At 58.5% G+C, this 22,318-nt stretch carries 16 protein-coding genes, 1 other RNA gene and 1 pseudogene; 12 read left to right on the forward strand and 6 right to left on the reverse strand.

Going from position 1 to position 22,318, the window contains the following annotated elements:
* The first annotated feature begins 171 nt into the window (after positions 1–171).
* Positions 172–2,889 (forward strand): aconitate hydratase AcnA, encoded by a 2,718-nt coding sequence (acnA, locus tag OZX64_RS03375; RefSeq protein ID WP_277173855.1) that lies wholly within the window; start codon positions 172–174, stop codon positions 2,887–2,889.
* A gap of 134 nt (positions 2,890–3,023) precedes the next feature.
* On the opposite strand, the gene OZX64_RS03380 is transcribed toward acnA, so the two are convergent.
* Positions 3,024–3,959 carry a Bax inhibitor-1/YccA family protein gene (locus OZX64_RS03380; protein ID WP_277173857.1) on the reverse strand — a complete coding sequence of 312 codons (936 nt, stop codon included), beginning with the start codon at positions 3,957–3,959 and terminating at the stop codon, positions 3,024–3,026.
* Between the two features lie 264 nt (positions 3,960–4,223).
* Here OZX64_RS03380 and OZX64_RS03385 point away from each other — a divergent pair, with 264 nt between their 5' ends.
* The gene (locus tag OZX64_RS03385; RefSeq protein WP_277173859.1) at positions 4,224–5,060 is read left to right on the forward strand and encodes an aldo/keto reductase; all 837 of its coding nucleotides are present in this window, start codon (positions 4,224–4,226) and stop codon (positions 5,058–5,060) included.
* A gap of 416 nt (positions 5,061–5,476) precedes the next feature.
* Here the strand turns inward: OZX64_RS03385 and OZX64_RS03390 are convergent, their stop codons facing one another.
* Positions 5,477–6,241: a GTP pyrophosphokinase family protein gene (locus OZX64_RS03390; protein ID WP_277173861.1), complete on the reverse strand. Its 765-nt coding sequence runs from the start codon at positions 6,239–6,241 to the stop codon at positions 5,477–5,479.
* A 135-nt stretch (positions 6,242–6,376) separates the two neighbouring features.
* Here OZX64_RS03390 and miaA point away from each other — a divergent pair, with 135 nt between their 5' ends.
* Positions 6,377–7,381: a tRNA (adenosine(37)-N6)-dimethylallyltransferase MiaA gene (miaA, locus tag OZX64_RS03395; protein WP_277174798.1), complete on the forward strand. Its 1,005-nt coding sequence runs from the start codon at positions 6,377–6,379 to the stop codon at positions 7,379–7,381.
* A gap of 125 nt (positions 7,382–7,506) precedes the next feature.
* On the opposite strand, the gene OZX64_RS03400 is transcribed toward miaA, so the two are convergent.
* Positions 7,507–8,439, reverse strand: a complete 933-nt coding sequence (locus OZX64_RS03400) for a Fic family protein (RefSeq protein ID WP_277174799.1) — start codon at positions 8,437–8,439, stop codon at positions 7,507–7,509.
* A gap of 212 nt (positions 8,440–8,651) precedes the next feature.
* Here OZX64_RS03400 and OZX64_RS03405 point away from each other — a divergent pair, with 212 nt between their 5' ends.
* From OZX64_RS03405 to OZX64_RS03420, 4 genes are all read left to right on the forward strand, one after another.
* The gene (locus OZX64_RS03405) at positions 8,652–11,540 is read left to right on the forward strand and encodes a DNA translocase FtsK (protein ID WP_277174800.1); all 2,889 of its coding nucleotides are present in this window, start codon (positions 8,652–8,654) and stop codon (positions 11,538–11,540) included.
* Positions 11,541–11,732: 192 nt separating this feature from the next.
* A complete protein-coding gene (gene pgsA, locus OZX64_RS03410) occupies positions 11,733–12,422 on the forward strand; it encodes a CDP-diacylglycerol--glycerol-3-phosphate 3-phosphatidyltransferase (RefSeq protein WP_277174801.1) in 690 nt (229 codons plus the stop codon).
* A gap of 195 nt (positions 12,423–12,617) precedes the next feature.
* Positions 12,618–13,175 (forward strand): nicotinamide-nucleotide amidohydrolase family protein, encoded by a 558-nt coding sequence (locus OZX64_RS03415; protein WP_277174962.1) that lies wholly within the window; start codon positions 12,618–12,620, stop codon positions 13,173–13,175.
* A 65-nt stretch (positions 13,176–13,240) separates the two neighbouring features.
* A complete protein-coding gene (locus tag OZX64_RS03420; RefSeq protein WP_277174802.1) occupies positions 13,241–13,753 on the forward strand; it encodes a helix-turn-helix transcriptional regulator in 513 nt (170 codons plus the stop codon).
* A gap of 37 nt (positions 13,754–13,790) precedes the next feature.
* Here the strand turns inward: OZX64_RS03420 and OZX64_RS03425 are convergent, their stop codons facing one another.
* Positions 13,791–13,976, reverse strand: coding sequence for a hypothetical protein (locus tag OZX64_RS03425; protein ID WP_277174803.1), 186 nt, complete (start codon positions 13,974–13,976; stop codon positions 13,791–13,793).
* 46 nt (positions 13,977–14,022) lie between these two features.
* Here OZX64_RS03425 and OZX64_RS03430 point away from each other — a divergent pair, with 46 nt between their 5' ends.
* The 3 genes and pseudogenes from OZX64_RS03430 to OZX64_RS08880 form a co-directional block, all read left to right on the forward strand.
* Entirely contained in the window at positions 14,023–14,256 is a 234-nt protein-coding gene (locus OZX64_RS03430) for a DUF3046 domain-containing protein (RefSeq protein ID WP_277174804.1), read from the forward strand.
* 229 nt (positions 14,257–14,485) lie between these two features.
* On the forward strand, positions 14,486–15,679 hold the full coding sequence (recA, locus tag OZX64_RS03435) for a recombinase RecA (RefSeq protein ID WP_277174805.1): 1,194 nt from the start codon (positions 14,486–14,488) through the stop codon (positions 15,677–15,679).
* 453 nt (positions 15,680–16,132) lie between these two features.
* Positions 16,133–16,618 (forward strand): annotated as a pseudogene (locus tag OZX64_RS08880) (regulatory protein RecX); the annotation flags it as partial.
* A 170-nt stretch (positions 16,619–16,788) separates the two neighbouring features.
* On the opposite strand, the gene rnpB reads toward OZX64_RS08880, so the two are convergent.
* Positions 16,789–17,170, reverse strand: an RNA gene (rnpB, locus tag OZX64_RS03445) — RNase P RNA component class A.
* Positions 17,171–17,352: 182 nt separating this feature from the next.
* Here rnpB and raiA point away from each other — a divergent pair.
* Together raiA and secA are read left to right on the forward strand one after the other, a co-directional pair.
* Positions 17,353–18,045 carry a ribosome-associated translation inhibitor RaiA gene (gene raiA, locus OZX64_RS03450; RefSeq protein WP_277156072.1) on the forward strand — a complete coding sequence of 231 codons (693 nt, stop codon included), beginning with the start codon at positions 17,353–17,355 and terminating at the stop codon, positions 18,043–18,045.
* Positions 18,046–18,309: 264 nt separating this feature from the next.
* The gene (secA, locus tag OZX64_RS03455; protein ID WP_277174807.1) at positions 18,310–21,237 is read left to right on the forward strand and encodes a preprotein translocase subunit SecA; all 2,928 of its coding nucleotides are present in this window, start codon (positions 18,310–18,312) and stop codon (positions 21,235–21,237) included.
* Between the two features lie 402 nt (positions 21,238–21,639).
* Here the strand turns inward: secA and OZX64_RS03460 are convergent, their stop codons facing one another.
* Positions 21,640–22,257 (reverse strand): DUF308 domain-containing protein, encoded by a 618-nt coding sequence (locus OZX64_RS03460; RefSeq protein ID WP_277174808.1) that lies wholly within the window; start codon positions 22,255–22,257, stop codon positions 21,640–21,642.
* Positions 22,258–22,318: the final 61 nt, after the last annotated feature.

The following is a 22,318-nucleotide window of genomic DNA, read 5'->3' on the forward strand; positions in this document are numbered from 1 at the left end:
TGGTCTGAATGGATGGTCTCATATTTTGAACATGACAAATCATTGGAATAGAGGCGATTTGGCGATATTTTTCGGTTAAGGAATGCTTTGGTAACTCCATCGACTTACTTGTGTCTGATAATGGCAATAGTTATGTGATATCAAGAATCATGACGAAAGAGAGATCGAGATATGACATTGAGCGACCGCCAACTGAATATTCTACATGTAGGAGACGCAGTCTTCGACTATTATCGAATCTCCGATTTGCCCGGCATCGAGCACCTGCCGTATTCGTTGAAGGTCTTGGTCGAGAATCTGCTGCGCCGCATCGATGGGGTCAACGTCACCGAAGAACAAGTCCGTGAACTGCTCGGCTGGAAAGCGGACGCCGAACCCAGCCATGAGATTGAATTCGGTCCCTCGCGCGTGCTGATGCAGGACTTCACCGGCGTGCCATGCATCGTCGACCTTGCCACCATGCGCGACGCCGTGGCGGACTTGGGCGGCGACCCCGAGGCCATCAACCCGCAGGTCGAGGCCGATATGGTCATCGACCACTCCGTGCAGATCGACAACTACGGGGTCGCCGATGCGGTCGAGCGCAACATGGACCGCGAATACCAACGCAACGGCGAACGCTACCGCTTCCTGCGCTGGGGCCAGCAGGCGTTCAGGAACTTCCGCGTGGTGCCGCCGGGCACCGGCATCATCCATCAGGTCAACATCGAATACCTCGCCAAAGTCGTCATGACCAAAACGGGGGAGCGCGGACGCGACCTCGCCTATCTCGATTCCTGCGTCGGCACCGATTCGCATACCACCATGGTCGGCGGCCTGGGCGTGCTCGGCTGGGGTGTCGGCGGTATCGAGGCCGAGGCGGCCATGCTCGGCCAGCCCATTTCCATGCTCGTCCCGCGTGTGGTCGGCTTCAAACTGACCGGCAGTATTCCCGAAGGTGTCACTGCCACCGACGTGGTGCTCACCATCACCCAGATGCTGCGCGAGCACGGCGTGGTCGGCAAGTTCGTGGAATTCTACGGCGACGGCGTCGCTTCCGTGCCGCTGGCCAATCGTGCCACCATCGGCAACATGAGCCCTGAGTTCGGCTCGACCTGCGGCATTTTCCCGATCGATCAGGTCACGCTGGACTATCTGCGCTTGACCGGCCGCAGCGACGGGCAGATTGCGCTGGTCGAAGCGTACGCCAAGGCCAATCGTCTCTGGGGAGACACGCACAGCCCCGATTACGTCGAACCGGAATATTCAGAATACATGGAACTCGACCTAGGCACGGTCGTCCCGTCCATCGCCGGTCCCAAACGTCCGCAGGACCGCATCCGCCTTGACGAGGCCAAGGAAACGTTCGAAAAGACGCTGCCGGATTACGAGACGCCGAAGACCAACCAAGACCCGGTGCCGGTGCATACCGATTTCCGCGGGCGTTTCGAGATTACGAACGGTGACGTCGCCATCGCCTCCATCACCAGCTGTACCAACACCTCCAACCCATCGGTGATGATCGCCGCCGGACTGCTCGCTCGCGCCGCCCGCGCGCATGGCCTCAAACCCAAGCCGTGGGTCAAGACCTCGCTGGCCCCGGGCTCGCAGGTCGTGGCCGACTATTTGAGGAAAGCCGGTCTGCAGGAGGATCTGGACGCCTTGGGCTATCAGCTCGTCGGTTTCGGATGCACCACCTGCATCGGCAATTCCGGTCCGCTGCTGCCCGAGATTTCCAAGGCCGTCAATGACAACGACCTGACGGTGGTCTCAGTGCTCTCCGGCAACCGCAACTTCGAAGGGCGCATCAGTCCCGACGTCAAGATGAACTATCTGGCCTCGCCGCCGCTCGTGATCGCCTACGCCATCGCAGGCACGCTCGACTTCGACTTCGAGACGCAGCCGCTCGGCGCCGACGCCGAAACCGGTCGCGATATTTTCCTACGCGATATCTGGCCGTCCAACGAGGAGATCGACAAGGTCGTCTCGACCGCCGTCAGCCGCGAGACGTTCGTACGCGACTACGCCGACGTGTTCGAAGGCGACGAACGCTGGAAGTCCCTCGATGTGCCGGAAGGCGAGCGGTTTGCATGGGATCTGGACTCGACCTACGTGCGCAAGCAGATCTTCTTCGACGGTATGAGTGCCAAACCGCAGCCGGTTCAGGACGTTCGCGGCGCTCGCGTCTTGGCGTTGCTCGGCGATTCGGTGACCACCGACCACATTTCGCCGGCCGGCGCGTTCCCTGCTTCAAGCCCTGCAGGCGAATACCTGCTGGAACACGACATTCAGCCCAAGGACTTCAACTCGTACGGTTCGCGTCGTGGCAACCACGAGGTCATGGTGCGTGGCACGTTTGGCAACATCCGTTTGCGGAACCTTCTGCTCGCCTCGGTGGGCGAGGAAGTGCGTCCTGGCGGGTTTACCTACGATTTCGTTACTGGCAAGCCTTCGACGATTTTCGCTGCTTCACTCGATTATCGCAAGTCCGGCACCCCGCTGGTCGTGTTGGCAGGTTCCGAATATGGCACCGGTTCCTCACGCGACTGGGCGGCCAAAGGCACGCTCATGCTCGGCGTCAGGGTCGTCATCGCCCGCAGCTTCGAGCGCATCCACCGCTCCAACCTGATTGGCATGGGTGTGCTGCCCCTGCAGTTCCCTGAAGGTCAATCGGCGGCAACGCTGGGTCTCGACGGTACGGAAACCTATGATTTCCAAGGTATCGAGGCGCTTAACAACGGCACGATTCCCAAGACCGTTCACGTCGTTGCCACCAAGCCGGTATCCGAGGGTAAGCCTGCAAGCGTCACCGAGTTCGACGCGGCTGTCCGTATCGACACCCCCGGAGAGGCCGAATACTACCGCAACGGCGGCATCCTCCAATACGTCCTGCGCCGGCTGATGAAGTAAAAGCTGGATCCCAACGATAACCGTGATTGGAAACACGCGATAGATAACAAGAGATAACAAAATTGGGGACGGCAGATAATTTCTGTCATCCCCAATTGAATATGTATATGCGGGCTTACTGGGCTAATCGACGTTTAATTGTCGCTGTCGCCGAAGATTTGCAGCAGATAGAGGAACATGTTGATGAAGTCGAGATAGAGGTTCAACGCGCAGATGATCGAGACACGTTCCAGCATCACGGTGTCGCCGTGCTGCTCGGCCACATCGAACATGGCACGCGTCTGCTGGGCGTCGTACATCGTCAACCCGGCGAAGATGATCAGGCCAATCGCGCCGGTAACCATCAGTGTGGTGTGTGTCGGGGCGACGAACATCAGGATGACCTCGCCGACGAGCAGTACCAAGAGCGCGACCATCAGAATCGGGCCGGCCTTGAGCATGTCCTTCTTGGTCGTCAGTGAGAGCATCGTAAGCACGAAGAAGAACGCGACGCACAGTCCCAGCGCGATGCCGATGGACGGCAGGCTATAGGTGTAGAAAATAGTGGCGAGCGTGAACCCGGTCAGTGCCGCATACAGGTAGAACATCGCGCGTGCGGTGCCGACCCTCATCTTGTCGATGCGCCAGCCCAGCGCGATGGCGATGGCCACCTGCACGATGGCTAGCCCAATCCAGCCGATCATACCCGTGGCCATCAGGAAGCCCTCGAGTGCGCCGGTCATCTGTGTCAACACGGCGACCACCGCGGTCAAGAGCAGGCCCAGCGTCATTTCGCCGTAGGCCTTGGTGGTGGAGACGTGGCGTGCGCGTTCGAAGGAATAGGCGGTCTGCCCGTTCATCGTCATCGTCGGGGCCGCCGTCCCGGCACCCGCACCGGCATAGGCCGGCTGCCCGTACTGCGGTTGCGCGTAAGGCTGGCCATACTGCATGTTCTGGCCCTGGCTGTAAGGCTGCCCCTGAGGCTGACCATATTGGTTGTATGATTGCTGTCCGTAGTTCTGCCCATACGCATTTGGTTGCCCGTAAGGTTGTTGCGCGTTGTTGTTTTCAGGCCTGTTCCCGAAAGCCATGCCTGCTCCTTTTGCCGATTTTCATTGACACTTGTTGGTTATGGTTACCAGTCTATCGGTGGTTACTGGCAATTGGCTGAGTGTGAACAATACATGATTTCAATATCGCAGGGGATACGCTGCTTTGCCTCCTTTCGTCCGGTTCCTCGCACGGTGCATTTCCCGCACGGGAGCAGATTTATTGTGCTGTCTGACTACCATGGAAGCGATGAACAAGTTTGTTTTCGAGGCGTTTAACGGCAACGCCACATCATGGAGGCGGCAATGAACGACAATAAGGTTCCCGATATCACATTGAACAATGGCATCACCATCCCGCAGCTGGGGCTGGGCGTGTTTCAGACCCCGGAGGGGGAGACCACGGCCAACGCGGTCGACGTCGCGCTGCGCGCCGGCTATCGTCACATCGATACGGCGAAGGTCTACGGCAACGAACAATCGGTGGGAGAAGGCATGCGCCGCTCCGGCGTGCCACGCCATGAAATCTTTTTGACGACGAAGCTTTGGAACGAGGATATCCGCCAAGGCCGCACACGCGAAGCGTTCTACGAAAGCCTCGACCGCCTCGGCACCGATTATGTGGATCTCTATCTCATCCACTGGCCGGCACGCGGCTGGCAGCAGGCATGGAAGGATATGGTCGCGCTTTACCGCGACCGCCGTGTCCGGGCCATCGGCGTGTGCAACTTGCAGGAACATCATCTGCAGGAACTGGAAGGGCTTGGCACTGCGATGTTGCCGGCTGTCGACCAGATCGAGTCTTCGCCGCAATTCGGCAACCAGCAGCTGGTCGATTTCGCCAAGTCGCAGAACATCGCCGTCGAAGCCTACAGCCCGCTCGGAGGCACCGGCGGTTCGTTGCTCTCTTCGCCACGGCTTGCGCAGATCGGCGAGAAATACGGCAAATCGCCGGCCCAGGTCGTCATTCGCTGGCACTTGCAGCGCGGCGTCATCGTCATTCCGAAATCCACGCACGACGAGCGCATCAGACAGAACATCGATGTGTTCGATTTCGAGTTGAGCGACGAGGACATGAAGCAGATAGCGGGCCTGTCCACCGGCGTGCGAACCGGCAGCGACCCGGACAATTTCGACTTCTGAGGTTTGCCCTTAACCCATATGCCATCGGTTTGGTAACTGTCATTGTTCTGGGAATAATCTCGAATCAGTGACGTTACCGTGCTCTTACTGTCATGAATCTGGGAATAATCTCGAATCAGTGACGTTACCGTGCTCTTACTGTCATGAATCTGGGAATAATCTCGAATCAGTGACGTTACCGTGCTCTTACTGTCATGAATCTGGGAATAATCTCGAATCAGTGACGTTACCGTGCTCTTACTGTCATGAATCTGGGAATAATCTCAGATTCATGACACGGAGCGTTTCTTAGTGTCATTGTTTACGCAATAGTCTGCAACTGCTGACGCAAAGACTGGGTATGTGCCATCTCGCTACAACCGAAACCGGCTGAATCGATACCGGATGGCCGTTTGCTTGCCCTGGCGGTTACCGTTCTACTTGTTGGGATTGAACGTCTGCGAGGTCGGGGCCTCTTCCTGCTGCGGAGCGCCGTTGATGTCACGGTGGATGTTCTGCATCTGCGTCTCGATGTTCTGCAGGCTGCGCGCGCAGTCGAGCAGCGTCTGGGAATGCTCGCTCAGCTTCGCGTCGGGCAGGTCGGACTTGTAGCGCAGCGCGTGTTCCAGGCTCGCCCAATAATCCATGGCGATGGTGCGGAACTGCACCTCGACCGGCGTGTAATGCTCGCCGTTGGAAAGGAACACCGGCACCGCGTAGATGACGTGCAGGCTGCGGTACCCGTTCTGCTTCGGGTTCTTGATGTAATCCTTGACGCGCAACACCTGAATGTCGGATTGGCTGGAAAGGTAGTTGGCCACCGAATAGACGTCATCGCGGTAGTTGCAGATCACGCGGATGCCGGCCACGTCGAAGAGGTTGTCGCGAATCGACTTCGTGCACATCGGCAGCTCGCGGCGCTTGAGCTTGCCGAGAATCGAGTTGACGGACTTCAGCCTGCGCTCCATATGGTGGATGGGGTCATGGGCGAAATGGACATGGAACTCGCTGTCAAGCACCTCGAGCTTGGTGCTGATCTCGTACATCGCGCCTTCGTAGACCTGCATCATATCGATGAATTCGGTGATTTCATTTGCCGGAAACAGCTGTGAACCCGCGGTGTCTGTACCGTTTTGGGCTACCTTTTCGAGCCGGGCCTGAATCTCGGTGGTGTTGATACGTTCGTGTCGATCTAATATCACGCTTTCTCATCTTACCGAGAGCCGTCTATCTAAGCTGGATATTAGCTGATGGTCCTATGCAAAAATCGTAGGTGAGACCGGTCGATAGAATCACCAATATCGGGTTCGTCCGCGGTTGAAAGGAAAGATGAAGACATGGAAACGAAGAGCAACGTGACCCGTGTCGTCTCCGTTATCGGTCCTACCGCTTCGGGCAAGACCGGTTTGGGCATTGCCTTGGCACAACGGTTTGCACAAACCGGCCAGCGTGCGGAAATCGTCAATGCGGACGCCTATCAGATGTACCGACTGATGGATATCGGCACCGCCAAGGCGACTGCGCAGGAACAGGCCGCCGTCGCCCATCATCTGCTCGACATCATTGACCCCGGCGAGACGATGACGGTGGCCAGGTTCCAGAAACTGGCTCGTAACCAAATCGCCGAGCTGCAAGGCAGGGGAGTGCGCCCGATTCTGGTCGGTGGTTCCGGGCTGTACGCCCGCGCGGCCATCGACGACATTTCGTTTCCCGGCACCGACCCCGAGGTGAGGGCCCGGCTTGAACAACGGGAGAAGGCTGAAGGCGCCGGAACGTTGTATAACGAATTGAAACGCGAGGATCCCGAAGCCGCCGAGCGTATGGACCCACACAACGCCCGTCGTACCATTAGGGCGCTGGAGGTCATCGAGATTACGGGACGACCTTATTCCGCAAGCCTTCCGCGATACCGTTATGTCATTGGTTCCGTCCAGATCGGCCTCGATCTGCCGCGCGAGGAGCTTGACCGGCGCATCGACATCCGCACCGAACAGATGCGTGAACAGGGTTTCGTGGACGAAGTGCGTCGCATCCGTCCGCTTCTCGGCGTCACCGCTTCGCGAGCCCTGGGCTATTCCCAGATCGAGGCGTATCTGGACGGCAGGATGAGCGAGGATGAGGCGTTCGCCGACATTGCGCAGAAAACGAAACGTCTGGCCCGCAAACAGATGGGTTGGTTCGGCCGCGACCCGCGGATTCACTGGCTTGATGCACTCGACGATGACCTGGCGGGCAAGGCCTTCGATATCGTCGCCCGTGCCGATGCCGGCGAATATGACGTCGCCGATGCCCATGCCGATGAGCGCCATGTCACCCATCATCTTGGCGACATCGCGCAGTAGGTGCGAACCTCTAAAAGCGATTCCCGTGTAACCGGTTGCGAAACCCGCGAAAAGCATAAAATGGGCCCGAACAGGTGCTTTCCGCGAGAATTAAGCGCAAAGTGTTTGCTGTTGCCGTTCTCGGCTCAGTGTGCCGGGCCTTGGTCCCACCCGGAAATCAGGAAGATGCGGGTCGGATTGGCCAGTCGGATGATCGAGGTGAACATGCGCTCGAGTTCTGAGATGTCATGTTCGAACAGCGCGAGATCGGTCGCCTTGCGGTATTCGGAAAACGTGAGCGAGCCCCAGTCCAGATCCCAGCCGATGGCATGGGTGAGTTCGGAGGCGAACATGCGCAGCACCATGCCGTTGCCGTAGGCGAAGGGATGCAGGGCGTTGAGCTCGTCATAGACACCCGCCAGAGCACGGATGAAACCGGCACGGTCAAGCCCGGAGAAATAATCCTGCTCGCCCAGCTGGGAAACGATATTGGCCGCCCCGGTCTCGATGAGTGAAGCCGGGAAATACGGGCTTTGTGGTCGGTGGTTGCGGCGGTGGTGGCAGCTGTCCTCAGAGTTTGGTCGCACTACGAAGTCCTCTGAATCCTCCCATGAGCGGGTGTCGCCATCGCCGCGCAACGTTCCCGCGTCGCGCATTGCCCCGACGAACAGGCCGCGGTGGATGGTTTTGAGCTCCTCAAGCCCGCCGTATGCCGGCCATCCATAGTCGATGAGTCGTACGCAACGGGCGAAAATCCGGTCGTCGCGAAGCTGTGTTTCGTCGGATTTATCGGCTGAATGACGTCGGTTGTCGCCTTCATGGCCTCTGCTGTTAGCATCCGCGGAATCAACCGGTGAGCCTGCGGACAGACCTACGGTTCCGAAATCTCGGTTTTTCGATTCCTTCCGGTCCGCTCGTTGTGTTCGGCGCTCAGGAACCGTCACGAAATTCACAAGACCTATGGTGCCGCGCTGGTAGCCGTTCGCCGCCTCCACCATGGCGTCACTCGGCACGATTGCCGAAAGCTCGCAGTTTTTGTAGGAGAACGCGACGGCGCTCGCGCGTTCCGCAGGAGTCATGACCATGCCTCCATCCTAAGGCCATGGGCCTCTATCCGGTATCTGTGCGCTTGTGACGCCATCGGTGCGGAGCGGCAGGTGCAGGAAGCCTTTCTTCAAGTAGTACGGACACGCTCGAAAATATCGGGAACCCGCCGGCATTTGAAAGGGTTGGGCAGGTTGGCGGTCCAACGCGCCCTAGGGGACGGGCTTGAAGTAGAATCGCTGTTGTTATGGCACGTAAGACACAGACGAATGGCAAAAGCGCAAAGACCCGTCGCAGTAAGGCGAACGGGTCTTCTTCGGATAAGAATATAGAGGCGACGAAGGTCATGCCTCCTGCTGACGCATCGTTCTTGGTGCGCCATTCGACTTTGTGCCGTATCGCCGGGTTCTTCGCTTTGGTGATCCTCGCCATCATGTTCTGCGCCTCGGAATGGTTCCACGTCAACGGGTTCCTGGGCCATTGGCTGCATATGGTCGCCGCGGGCCTGTTCGGGGTAATGAGCGTGCTGCTTCCCGTGTTTCTGCTGGTCGTGGCCTATCAGGTGCTGCTGGATTCTGCCAGGCACAAGCGCAATCTGCGTCTGATTATCGGATGCGCGTTGCTGTTCTGGTCGATTTGCTCCATGATCGATGCCATCGTCGCCTCGCCGTCGCGCGATTTCAATATGGACGTGCTGCGTGGTGCCGGCGGTCTGCTTGGTTTCATCCTGGGATCGCCCCTGGCGTGGGGGCTTTCCAGCGTTTTCGCCGTGATCATCTTTGTGGTGGTGGCGGTGTTCTCGATTCTTCTTATCGTCAAGCTTGACATCACCAAGATTCCTGAGCGTGTGCATGAATGGTCGCAAAACCGCAAAAGCGGTGATGGTGATGAAGACGAAGAAACCGTGCGCAGCGCAGGTGCGGACGCGCAAGGCGGGCAGTTCCCGAACGAGGTGCGTGTGGGCGACGAAACCTTGCAGTTGGCCTCCGGTGTGCCGGCCCACGATGGCAGCGAACAGGAAAACGAAAACCAAGAGCCCCGGCAGTCCCGCAAGCGCGGTATCGGTGCGTTCCTCTCCCGTATTTTCGGTCATGACGGCAATGATGGAGGCGATGCCGCGAAACTCGAACGTTATGCCGGTGACGAGGCCTTCGACCGTGCCGCCGACCTCAACGGCCAGAACGACGAGACACGGATCATCGAGGGACGTCGTCAGCCGATGGTCGATCCGGTCACCGGCGAGCTGCAGGGTGTCGCCGATCAAATGGCCTCTTCCGTACCCGCCCTGGGCAATCCGGGTGGATTCGGTGGTGAAGAAACTGGCAATTCTGCCGCTTCGGCCATGGCAAGAGGGACCGAGCCGAGTGCTTTTGGCGCTCCCGCTGCCGATGCAACCGGAGCGTATGCGGGCGCTGCGAATTCGGCGGCCTCAGCCGATGGTCAGGACCCGTGGGCGGCGGTCGGCAAGGACGGCAGCGCCACCGAAGCCGTTATCCCCGAAGTCAAGGGAATCGCAGGGGGAGCGGCCAATCTGCCCGCTTCCGTCGCCAACCACAACGGTGATGATGCCGCCGCCAGACATGCGGCCGAGAACGCCGAAGACGAGGAAGACAACAGGCCCTATCATCTTCCCAACCTCGATATCCTGGTGAAGGGCAAACCGCATCTGGCCCGAACGCAGGCCAATGACAACGTCATCAAGGCGTTGAGTGCCACCTTCCAGCAGTTCCATGTCGACGCCAAGGTCATCGGATTTCTGCGTGGGCCGTCGGTGACGCAATACGAGGTCGAGCTTGGCCCGGGCGTCAAGGTCGAGAAGGTCACCAACCTGCAGCGCAACATCGCCTACGCCGTGGCTTCCACCGACGTGCGCATCCTCTCGCCGATTCCCGGAAAGTCCGCCATCGGTATCGAGATACCGAACATCGACCGCGAGATCGTGCATCTGGGAGATGTGCTGCGCAGCGACAAGGCCATGAACGACCCGAATCCGATGCTCGCCGGCGTGGGCAAGGACGTCGAGGGACATATCGTCACTGCCGACTTGACGAAGATGCCGCACCTTCTGGTCGCCGGCGCCACCGGTTCCGGCAAATCAAGCTTCATCAACTCCATGCTCACCTCGATCATCATGCGTGCCACCCCCGAGCAGGTGCGCCTGATCATGGTCGACCCCAAGCGCGTCGAACTTTCGGCCTACGCCGGCATCCCGCACCTGTTGACCCCGATCATCACCGACCCGAAGAAAGCCGCGCAGGCGCTGGAATGGGTGGTCAAGGAGATGGACGCCCGATACGATGACCTGCAGTTCTTCGGCTTCCGACACATCAAGGACTTCAACAAGGCGGTGCTCGCCGGCAAAGTCCATGCCCCGCTCGGCTCCAAGCGCAAGGTGGCTCCGTACCCCTACATCCTTGTGGTCGTCGATGAGATGGCCGATCTGATGATGCTGGCCAAGAACGACGTCGAAAGCTCCATCCAGCGCATCACGCAGCTCGCGCGTGCCGCAGGCGTGCATCTCGTGCTCGCCACCCAGCGTCCGTCCGTTGACGTCATCACCGGTCTGATCAAGGCCAACATTCCCTCACGTCTGGCCTTCGCCACCTCCTCGGCCACCGATTCGCGTGTCATCCTCGACGCCACCGGCGCCGAATCGTTGATCGGGCAGGGTGACGCCCTGTTCCTGCCGATGGGCTCGGCCAAGCCGATTCGCGTGCAAGGTTCCTGGGTCGGCGAGTCCGAGATTCGAAAGGCCGTCGAGTTTGTCCGCACCCAGCGCAAGCCGCACTATCGCGAGGACATCGAAGAGATGGCCAAGAAGGCCGAAGAAAACGAGATGCATCCCGATGAGGAGATCGGTGACGATATGGATACGTTGCTCGAGGCGGCGAAGCTGGTGGTCACCACGCAGTTCGGCTCCACCTCGATGCTCCAGCGCAAGCTGCGTATCGGTTTTGCCAAGGCAGGCCGCATGATGGATCTGCTTGAATCGCGTGGTGTCGTCGGTCCTTCGGAAGGGTCGAAGGCCCGCGAGGTTCTGGTCCAACCGCAGGACCTGACCCAGGTCCTCGACTTCATCCAAGGCAAGACCGGAGCCATAGCCCCGTCGTCTTCATCCGGCACCGACGAACAATAGTGCGTCGCGTCCCTTGAGGCACCCTGATCAATCCTCTTCGTTTTTGGTTAAGCGATGGTCTCGATATGATTGAGGGTACATGCGCTATTGTGACGAAACAATGATGATGACACTCGCTTTGCAGAATATAACGTCCATATAATCTTCCGTCTTCATTGCGCCAGGTATCGCCGCCGCGCTACAGTATTGGGTATGCAACAACGAGATGGGAAACAATCGCTTCTGGATGGGTGGAACAGCCCGCCGAATCTGGTGACTTACACACGCATCGTGCTGGTCCTGATATTTCTATGGGCCGACATAGCCGCCGGTGCCTGGGGGCAGCACAATCCATGGCTGCGTTTCGCGGCGGCCGTGCTCTTCGCCGTGGCCGCATCGACCGACAAGCTCGACGGCTGGATGGCCAGGACATACAACCAGGTCACTGAATTGGGCAAGCTGATGGATCCCATAGCCGACAAGCTGCTGATTTGCTCGGCGCTGGTCGTCGCTTCGGTCTTCGGCGAAGTGCCGTGGTGGGTCACGGCGCTGTTCCTCATCCGCGAGATCGGCATCACCGTCATGCGTTTCTTCGTCATCGACACCGGCGGCAAGGTCATCGCGGCGGACAAGGCCGGCAAATACAAGACCCTTACCCAGTGCGTCGGCCTGGCACTGCTCCTGACGCCGGTGTGGGCGCTCGATTCGTCAATCGGCAATCCCGGTTTGGTGGCGTTGAGGGGTGGAGGACCCACACTCGCTTATCTTTCCAAGGGGCTTCCGGCGTGGTGGTTCGCTTATTACTCCTTCGCCGATTTCATCATTGATGTCGCGCTTATACTGTGCCTGTATTCCGGATATATCTATGTCCGCAATGTGGTGAGGGCGCGAAAAACGGCGTGAGAACAGATGGATTCCGCCCCAAACCAGTTGCTTGCCGAATGGTAGGCAGCTAAGGTTTGGGGCTATTTTGTAAGTTGGGACGTAAATATTCGGCAGTTGCTCGTGAAGTTTCGAATCGCGTGATCAGGAGGTAACATGCAACAGTTTACAGAAACGAAGGATGGGGATTCCAAGGCCATCACGGACTTCACCGGCATGACCATGAGCGGTGCGGTGTCTGAAATCCAGACACGGTGTGACGTGTTGGCCGCGCGAATGCTCGCAGGCGCCAAAGCGCACGGACTCAAGATCGCGGCGGCCGAATCCCTGACCGGCGGGCTGCTGGCGGATGCCTTCATACGCATCCCGGGAGCCTCCGAGGTCTTCCTCGGCTCCGCGGTGACCTACGATATCAAGGCCAAGGCAAGCGTGCTTGGAGTGGATGCCGACCTGCTACAACGTGAAGGCGCCGTCCATCCCGAGGTGGCCAGACAGATGGCATTGCGTACGTCCCGGCTCTATCGCCAGCCCCAGTATGGTGACAGGGTCCTTGGTCTGGCGACCACCGGTGTGGCGGGTCCCGGCCCGGATGGCGACAAACCCGCCGGACTCGTCTATATCGCTGTCAGTGTCCCTGCAGGCATCGGTGCGGATACCCGCCGGACAGTGGCTGCGAGGTTGCTGCTCTCCGGCTCCAGAGAGGAAGTCCGGCACTTGACGGTACTGAATGCATTGCAGCTTGTGACGCAGCTCACAACGCTCACAGAGGAATAAACCTCCTTCTTAACTGTTGATGAAAGTGAAAGCAAGATCAACACAAGATAAAGAGGGGTGGCGTAATGGAAACGATGACTCGACCACAGGAGCAGATGTCAATGAACACGCTTGCAACAGAGACCACGCGCCCAAGCAGTGCGCGCAACAGGGATTTGACCCCTGCGCAAAAGCGTGCAGTGGCTTTTGCGCAACAACAGGTTTTGAAGGCCCGTGCCGCCAAGAAGGCGAAGGACGAACGCCAGGCGGTGCTCAACAGGATGTGGCAGGAAGAGGATGCCGAACAGTCCAAGCCCAGAGCGGCCGCGCGTAAGCGCGACTCCGAGGGGGAGGATCGCGATATCTCGTTGCGCGAGGCCATTGGCCATGTGCTGCGGGACTTGCGTACCCGCGACCACAAGACGCTGCGTGAGGTCAGCGAAAAGGCCGGTGTTTCGCTCGGGTATCTTTCCGAGGTCGAACGCGGGCAGAAAGAGGCCAGTTCCGAATTGCTGGCGTCCATCGCCGAATCGCTCGGTCTGAGCACCTCGCAGATGCTGCGGATGGTGGCGGATTACCTCGATTGCACAGAGGCGTGATTCCGGTTCATAACGCCTGAATAAAGAGCTCATCGGCTTACGGCTGGTGGGCTTTTATATTGCTGACGGCGTCGGATTCGCGCGATGACATTGGTTTCAGGCTCTGTGCTGATGTGGCGTAGCGGCGAAGAATGTTTTTGAACGGGCTTGCGCTGATTGATTGCGGCGATGCCGTTTGATGCCAGGCCTGCGCTTCGCGGATCGGTTCGTAGGCTTCATGCATCGTTGTATGGGGATGCGTATTCGTGTGCGCTGATAGACTGGTCGGCGTGAAAGAACGTGAATTTTGGCAGTTGCTGGAAGAAGTGCTTGGTCGTACATACGGGCGTTCGTTGGCACGTGACCAGGTATTGACGGCGCTTGACGACATGACCGTAGTCGAGGCGCTTGCAGACGGCGTCGAGCCGCGTGTCGTGTGGAACGTGCTGTGCGACCAGCTGCAGATTCCGGATTCTGCGCGTTGGGGCAAGAATCACAACGCGCCGCCGCTTCCATCGAAATAGATTTCGTCGGGTTGGCCACGTCAGGCGCGTCCGTTCGAACAAATGTTCGTATGTTGTTCTATGATTATTTTGAAAGCAGGAACAAATAAACGGGGTAGGAGGCTTGAAAGCCCGAAAAACCACGGCGTGTCGAAAAGGCAAGCATTCGACCACATAACCCCGTTGAGCTTGCATAAATAGCGGATTGCTCCGTACTCTGGTAGTGCAGGAGCGAACGTAAAGGAGAACGATGGCACAGCAATCAAAAACCGCTAAGGGCGGCAAAGCCAAGAACGCCGCGCCCCAGGCCAACGGCGAGCACGGCATCGACCCACGCAAGCAGGCGGCGCTCGATACCGCGCTGAAACAAGTCGAAAAAGATTTCGGCAAAGGTTCCGCGATGCGCCTTGGCGACAAGCCCGTGCAGAACGTCGAAGTCATCCCTACAGGTTCCCTGGCTCTTGATATGGCGCTGGGGATCGGAGGTCTGCCGCGCGGCAGGATTGTAGAGATTTACGGTCCGGAATCGTCCGGCAAGACCACGCTGGCGTTGCATGCAGTGGCCAATGCGCAGAAAGCCGGTGGCGTGGCGGCCTATATCGATGCGGAACATGCGCTCGATCCGGTTTACGCCAAGAAGCTCGGTGTCGATACGGACCAATTGATTATTTCCCAGCCCGATAACGGCGAGCAGGCTCTTGAGATCGCGGATATGCTGGTGCGCAGCGGTGCGCTGGATGTCGTGGTCATCGATTCGGTCGCGGCTTTGGTGCCCAAGGCCGAAATCGAAGGTGAGATGGGCGACAGCCATGTCGGTCTGCAGGCCCGTTTGATGAGCCAGGCGTTGCGTAAGATGACCGGTGCGTTGGCCCAGTCCAATACCACCGCCATTTTCATCAACCAGTTGCGTGAGAAAATCGGTGTCTTCTTCGGCAGCCCGGAAACGACGACCGGTGGCAAGGCGCTGAAATTCTATGCCTCGGTGCGTCTCGACATCCGTCGAATCCAGACGTTGAAGAACGGTGACGAGGCGGTCGGCAACCGCACCAAGGTCAAGGTCGTCAAAAACAAGATGGCTCCGCCCTTCAAGTTCGCCGAGTTCGACATCCTCTACGGGGAGGGCATCTCCCGTGAGGGTTCCGTGCTCGATATGGCAATCCAATGCGATGTCGTCAAGAAGTCTGGCTCCTGGTTCACTTATGAGGGCGACCAGCTGGGGCAGGGGCGCGAGAACGTTCGCCAGTTCCTCAAAGACAATCCGGCGCTGACCGACGAGATCGAGCGCAAGGTGAAGATCAAATACGGTCTGATCGAAGACGATTCCAAGCCCGATGACGGCGGCGACGCTTCGCAGGATTCCGATTCGTCTGATGCCGGTGCCGCTGCTGATTCGACCGAGGCTCGCGAAGATGGCCGGTCCTCGGGTTCGGGTCCGAAAGCCTAGCTTTTCGGAGCCGACTACATGATCAGTGCCGAGGAGTTTTTGCAGGGTCGCCATCTGTCGGATGTCCCATCTGACGATGGCGGCCATGATTCAACCGCCATCGGACGCATTGCCGAAATGCGAGCGAATGGTAGGAATAGTGGTGCGTCTGGAAACGTCGATTCTGTAGATACGGTTGTTGCCGGGTCGTCCGTTTCCGATTCGCGTAGCGGCAGGACAGGCAGCAACGCGTTCTCAGCCCGGAATCGAAAACCGGCATCGTCGAAAAGACCGAACAGGGCCCATACCCATGCGGTCGCAGTAACAAGCAATTACACCAGTGGCTTCGGTGGCAGTCTCGATGATGGCGATACGTTCAACGCACCGCGTAGGCGCAGGAAATTCGGCAAGTACGCTCGTGGACGCGGCAATACTCGGTATCGCAAATATCGCAGTGGTGCGCCCATGAAACGTGTACCGGATGATCCGGCCGACCCGGACGCCTGCCGTGAGGCGGCGCTGACCCTGCTTGATGCCGCCGCCCGCTCTTCCGGGGCGTTGATCAAACGGTTGGCGAATAAAGGCTATGATCCGCAGGTCGCCGAAGACGTGGTGATGCGTCTCGTCGACGTTCATCTCATTGACGACGAGGAATATGCGCGGGCTGTCGTTCGCAGCTGTGCCACGAGGATGCTTGGTTTTCGCGGAACTGCCATGGAGTTGAGACGCAAGGGCGTCGATGACGGGTTGGCGCGGCGTGTGGAGGCCGAGGCCCGCGAACAAGGTGTGTTCGAGGATGCCGCCTGGCAGCTGGGGCGCAAGGTTGCAGCAAAAACGGAAGGTCTGGAACTCCAGGTTCGCCGTCGTCGTTTTTGGGGTGCCGGAGGACGCAAAGGCCACGATCCGGAAACGCTGCGTCGGGTTGCTCATGAGCTGTTTGACCATGATGCTGAAGGATGAGCGTGCCGATTCCCACAATGATCCTTGTTTTCCGTGATTGGTCGTATCGGCTTATCCGAAAGGATGGGATTGATCGACACTCGCACGGGCATCGTCGCCGTGAAGCGGAAATGTGAAGATGGCTGAATCGGCATATGGTTCATCCGACCTCTTCAATGGGAATCAGAATAAAAGTGAGACCTCGTATACCCCGGGTTCTGTCGCGTGTCGCCACGCGGATGGCCATCCATCTCGACCTGACGTCGCCGCCAGGCTCTAGCGGCCTACCCGAAGGCCGGGCGAGCAGCCCGTGCCGGAACCGAAGCTCCGACGTGCCTTCTGCTTGGCCTTGCTCCCGATGAGGCTTGCCAGCGACCGACTGTTGCCAGCGGCCCGGTGGTCTCTTACACCGCCGTTTCACCCTTACCCGATCGCTCGGGCGGTCTGCTTTCTGTTGCGCTTGCTCTCAGGTCACCCCGGGCGGACGTTATCCGCCATCGTGCTCTGTGGAGCCCGGAAGTTCCTCAGCCGGCCTGGGTTCGCCAAGCCGGCCGCGACCATCAAGAGGTCTCACAAGCATTCAATTATAGCAAACCGTTTCCTGTGGCGTGGCGTGCAAGCGAACGGCGTATTTTTGGGGTACTCCCAGCCAGTTGCAAACGAAGACGCTAGACTGGAAATAAGCAGCATGACAGTGATGTTGATGCTGGCACATAGGTGGAGCAAACGCCACCGAACCTAACAGGAGGTCGACCATGGATATAGTCGTTACTGGACGTCACATGCAAGTCAATCAGAAGTTCCGTGATGTAGTGGACACAAAGATGAAGCGTGTCACCTCGATCGCCCCGGACACCGCGCGCACACAGATCGTCGTATCCCGTGAAGGCAACCCTCGCCAGGCCGACACCGCCAAGCGCGTCGAGATCACCATCGAGGCCGGGGCCACCGTGGTGCGTGCCGAAGCCTCAAGCTCGGATGAATACAGCGCCCTCGATATTGCACTGGACAAGCTGACGCTTCGTCTGCGTCGTGTCCGCGATCGCCGCAAGAACCATCGTCCGACCCGGAAGGAACAGAAAACCGTGGATACGGGTGTGGTTCCTCTTGATGAGCCGATCAATACCGAGCCCACCGCCTTGCAGCAGCCCGAAGAAGTGGAGCATCCGCTTTCCACCGATCTCGGCCCTGGTGAGAGCGTGGAGGTGCAGGTCGGGGACACCCCGATTGTCATCCGTCGCAAGCTGCACGTTGCCGATCCGATGACCATTGACGAGGCTCTTTACGAGATGGAACTCATCGGTCATGACTTCTTCCTCTTCGTCAACAGCGAGACGAATCGTCCCTCCGTCGTCTATCGCCGTCACGGCTGGAGCTATGGCGTCTTTGAGATTGACACCGCTGAAAATGTCAAGAAGGCGAACAAGGCGGCCAAAAACAAAAGGTAGATACGGTTCAAATCCGCTTGCGGCGAGTCTCAATGTCGGAAACTCCGATTAAGTAAGCGGATTCCAGCGATTTTTGGCGTTATTCGACCCACCGAGATCAATCGGTGGGTCGACTCATATTACGTCAGGAATTGTCCTTTTTTGTGAACTTTATATCTGAATACGTGGAAAATCTGCGCCGTCGCGTAAGATGAACGATAGTCTGTGCCAAGCCTCGGTTGGCTTGGTCTTGCTCGTTTATGGGAAACGAACTAGGGAGCGAAATTGGTAGATATCGTCGATAAGGCCCTGCGCATGGGCGAGGGCCACCAGATCAAGAAACTTGAGAACGTGGCCAAGGCGACTAATGCACACGAGGACGAGATTGCGGCCCTGAGCGACGAGGAACTCGCCGGGCAAACGGCCAAATTCAAGCAACGTCTCGACAATGGCGAGGATTTGGACAAGCTCATGCCCGAGGCATTCGCAACGGTGCGTGAAGTCTCCAAGCGTACACTCGGCCAGCGGCACTTCGATGTGCAGCTGATGGGCGGAGCGGCTCTGCACTGGGGCAACATCGCCGAGATGAAAACCGGTGAAGGCAAGACCTTGGTCGCCACGCTTCCTTCATATCTGAACGCTTTGGAGGGCAAGGGCGTCCATATCGTCACCGTCAACGACTACCTCGCCAGCTATCAGAGCGAGCTGATGGGCCGCATCTTCCGCTTCCTGAAGATGAACGTCGGCTGCATCATCACCGACCAGAAGCCGGCCGAACGCCGCAAGCAATACGAGGCGGACATCACCTACGGCACCAACAACGAATTCGGTTTCGATTACCTGCGCGACAACATGGCTTGGGAGAAAAACGAGCTGGTGCAGCGCGGCCATCACTATGCCATCGTCGATGAGGTCGACTCCATTCTGATTGATGAGGCGCGTACCCCTCTGATTATTTCCGGCCCTGCAGAAGGCGGCGTCACCCGTTGGTACCGCCAGTTCGCCAAGCTCGTCACCAAGCTGACGCGCGATGAGGATTACGACGTCGACGAAAAGAAGAAGGTCGTCGGCATTCTCGACCCGGGCATCACCAAAGTCGAAGACTTCCTCGGTATCGACAATCTCTATGAGCCCAGCAACACCGCGCTGATCGGTTATCTCAACAACGCCATCAAGGCCAAGGAACTCTTCCTGCGCGACAAGGACTACGTCGTCACCGGCGGCGAAGTGCTCATCGTCGACGAACACACCGGCCGTGTGCTTCCCGGCCGTCGCTACAACGAAGGTCTCCACCAGGCCATCGAAGCCAAGGAAGGCGTCGAGGTCAAGGCCGAGAACCAGACGTTCGCCACGATCACCCTGCAGAACTACTTCCGTATGTACGACAAGCTCGCGGGCATGACCGGTACGGCAGAAACCGAAGCCGCCGAATTCATGAACACGTACAAGCTGGGCGTGCTGCCGATTCCGACCAACAAGCCGATGATCCGCGTCGATCAGGACGATCTGATCTACCGTACCAAGAAGGAAAAGCTCACCGCCATCATCAAGGACGTCGCCAAGCGCTACAAGAAGGGCCAGCCGGTCCTCTTGGGCACCGCTTCTGTCGAATCCTCCGAGGTCGTGTCCTCGCTGCTGGATGTAGCAGGAATTCCTCACCAGGTCTTGAATGCGAAACACCACGAGAAGGAAGCGGCGGTTGTCGCCGTCGCAGGTCGCAAGGGCGCCATCACCGTGGCCACCAACATGGCCGGCCGTGGTACCGACATCATGCTCGGCGGCAACGTCGAGTTCCTCGCCGATCAGAAGCTCAAGAGTGAAGGCTATTCCGCCGACGACACTCCCGAGGAGTATGAGAAGCGTTGGCCTGGCACCTTGGCCGAGATGAAGGAACAGGCCAAGGACGAGCACGAAGAGGTGACCAAGCTTGGTGGCCTTTACGTGCTGGGCACCGAGCGGCATGAGTCCCGCCGTATCGACAATCAGCTTCGCGGCCGTTCCGGCCGTCAGGGCGACCCGGGCGAATCCCGCTTCTACCTGAGCCTCGAAGACGATCTGATGAGGCTTTTCAACACCCAGCTTGTCGCCCGTGTGATGGCCAAGGGGCTGCCGGAAGGCGAGCCGATCGAATCGAAGAGCGTCTCCAAGGGTGTGCGCACCGCGCAGAAGTCCGTGGAGTCCCGCAACTTCGAAATGCGTAAGAACGTCCTCAAATATGACGACGTGATGAACAAGCAGCGCAAGGTCATCTATTCCGAACGTCAGGCCGTGCTGCGCGGCGTCGACATCCACGAAGACATCCTGCGCTTCATCGACGAAACCATCGAAAGCTACATCAAGGGAGCCAACAACAGCAGCGACAAGCCCGATCAGTGGGATTGGGACGGCCTGTTCAGCGCGCTGAAAACGGTCTACCCGATTGCCGTTGAACAAGATGATGTCAAGCAGAAGGCCGAAGGTCTCAAGGGTGAAAAGGCCGTTGAGGCGGTCAAGGAAGTCATCGTTGCAGATGCCAAGAAGCAGTATGCGGGTTACGAGGACCAGATCGGTGCCGACGGATTGCGCCAGCTCGAGCGTCGCGTCGTGCTTGCCGTACTCGACAAGAAGTGGCGTGAACACCTCTACGAGATGGATTACTTGAAGGACGGCATCGGTCTGCGCGGCATGGGCCAGCGTGACCCGCTGGTCGAATACCAGCGTGAGGGCTTCCAGATGTACAACAAGATGATCGACGCCATCAAGGAGGAGAGCATCCAGCTGCTCTTCCACGTCGACATTCAACAGGTTGCCAGGACCGAAGAGGTCGAAGCTGGCGAGGTCCAGGAAGCCGAATCCTCGGCCGAGGACGAGGCCGTCGACAAGGCGGCACAGGCAGCCGGGGTCGGGTCTGTCGATGACGGTGAAACTGCGGAGGCGCAAGCCACGGTCGCTTCCGCTCCGGCTGATCCGGACGCCAGTGATGAGGATGCCGATGAAGCCGACATCGCCGAAGAGACCGAGGCGGATACCAAGGTCGAGCCGGGTATCGTCGGCCCGGAGCCGATGAGCCACGCCGAAGGCAAGGTTCCGGCCAACAAGCGTCCGAAGGCTGAAGAGCTCAAGAGCCCGTGGTCTGATGGCAGGACGTTCCCCGGCACCAAGAAGAACGACCCATGCCCCTGCGGTTCAGGCCGTAAGTACAAGATGTGCCACGGACAGAACGAAAAGAAGTGAGTCCGTGCTGATTGTCAGGTAGCTGATCGTTGCCGGATATGAAAACGGTGGCTGGCAGAGATTCTGTCGGTCACCGTTTTCTGTGTGTAGCGGTTTACGACCGGTTTGGTGATCAAGGTATCGGTTCAACGATTGAGAATAGGAAGGACACAATCAGAAAACCAGTGTCGTAAAAGCGCCGTGACAACGCCAAACCCGAAGAATAAGAAATGCCTTCGTTCATTCACCTGATAATGGGAGAACCACCTGACAACGGGAGAACCGCCGGCAATGGGAACACAAGGATTCATCGATTGCCGGAAATCTGTGGTTTCATGAGTATAGGATTTAACGCCGTCTTGATTGGTGAGCGATCCTGATCCAATCGCGGGGGACCGCAAGTTTCGGGAGAGACCGGAAACTTCAGACCCTGGATCCGTCATCGAAATAATCCGTCCGCGTCTGCCGGTATCCCTTATGCGTGCCTAAGAGCCCCACGCCTCCGATGAGCGCGCACAACCCGAAGACGATACCCATGATGCTGGCGAATCTCGGAACGAAGAGCGCGGCGATCAACCCGGCGATGCCGGCAATGAGCAACCCCCAGAACACGACTTTTACCGGATCGAGATGGCCAAGGTCGGGATTCGGAGGGGTGAAGTCGTCGAACCCGTCCATGACGTCATCAACGTCCAGCCAGCTGGAACCTTCGAAATCCCTGGGGCCATGGGACTTCGAAGACGAGGAGGACGATTGCTTTGCAAAGGAATCCGGCGTGATGTCCTCAACAGAAAGCAGGGCCTTCTTCTCCCTCCGCTTTGCTCGTTTCTCAAAGCGTTTGGCATTGCGGCTGCTGCTGATATCGTCAAGGTCCTCGGCGTGTTCGTCCTCGAAGCGTTTCCAGGCTTCCTCAAGCGAGGCGGCGTCCGGACGTGTGTTCTCTGCGTTCCCGTTTTCGCCCGAACCGGCGTTGGAGCCCGCGTTGGAATCGGCATCATCCCGATTGTCGTCACTGTTGTTGCTATCCTTGAGGCTAGTCATACCGACCACTCTAACTCAGCGGTCGGCCAATTGCTTTCTTCAAGAGCATGCCTGTCAGACG

The sequence above is a fragment of the Bifidobacterium sp. ESL0704 genome (assembly GCF_029392075.1).
Classification (GTDB): Bacteria; Actinomycetota; Actinomycetes; order Actinomycetales; family Bifidobacteriaceae; genus Bifidobacterium.

Excerpts from the sequence above, each read along its gene's own strand:
- acnA (WP_277173855.1), top strand. The coding sequence starts at position 172 with ATGACATTGAGCGACCGCCAACTGAATATTCTACATGTAGGAGACGCA.
- OZX64_RS03380 (WP_277173857.1), bottom strand. The coding sequence starts at position 3,959 with ATGGCTTTCGGGAACAGGCCTGAAAACAACAACGCGCAACAACCTTAC.
- OZX64_RS03385 (WP_277173859.1), top strand. The coding sequence starts at position 4,224 with ATGAACGACAATAAGGTTCCCGATATCACATTGAACAATGGCATCACC.
- miaA (WP_277174798.1), top strand. The coding sequence starts at position 6,377 with ATGGAAACGAAGAGCAACGTGACCCGTGTCGTCTCCGTTATCGGTCCT.
- OZX64_RS03400 (WP_277174799.1), bottom strand. The coding sequence starts at position 8,439 with ATGACTCCTGCGGAACGCGCGAGCGCCGTCGCGTTCTCCTACAAAAAC.
- OZX64_RS03405 (WP_277174800.1), top strand. The coding sequence starts at position 8,652 with ATGGCACGTAAGACACAGACGAATGGCAAAAGCGCAAAGACCCGTCGC.
- pgsA (WP_277174801.1), top strand. The coding sequence starts at position 11,733 with ATGCAACAACGAGATGGGAAACAATCGCTTCTGGATGGGTGGAACAGC.
- OZX64_RS03415 (WP_277174962.1), top strand. The coding sequence starts at position 12,618 with ATGACCATGAGCGGTGCGGTGTCTGAAATCCAGACACGGTGTGACGTG.
- OZX64_RS03420 (WP_277174802.1), top strand. The coding sequence starts at position 13,241 with ATGGAAACGATGACTCGACCACAGGAGCAGATGTCAATGAACACGCTT.
- OZX64_RS03425 (WP_277174803.1), bottom strand. The coding sequence starts at position 13,976 with ATGCATGAAGCCTACGAACCGATCCGCGAAGCGCAGGCCTGGCATCAA.
- recA (WP_277174805.1), top strand. The coding sequence starts at position 14,486 with ATGGCACAGCAATCAAAAACCGCTAAGGGCGGCAAAGCCAAGAACGCC.
- raiA (WP_277156072.1), top strand. The coding sequence starts at position 17,353 with ATGGATATAGTCGTTACTGGACGTCACATGCAAGTCAATCAGAAGTTC.
- OZX64_RS03460 (WP_277174808.1), bottom strand. The coding sequence starts at position 22,257 with ATGACTAGCCTCAAGGATAGCAACAACAGTGACGACAATCGGGATGAT.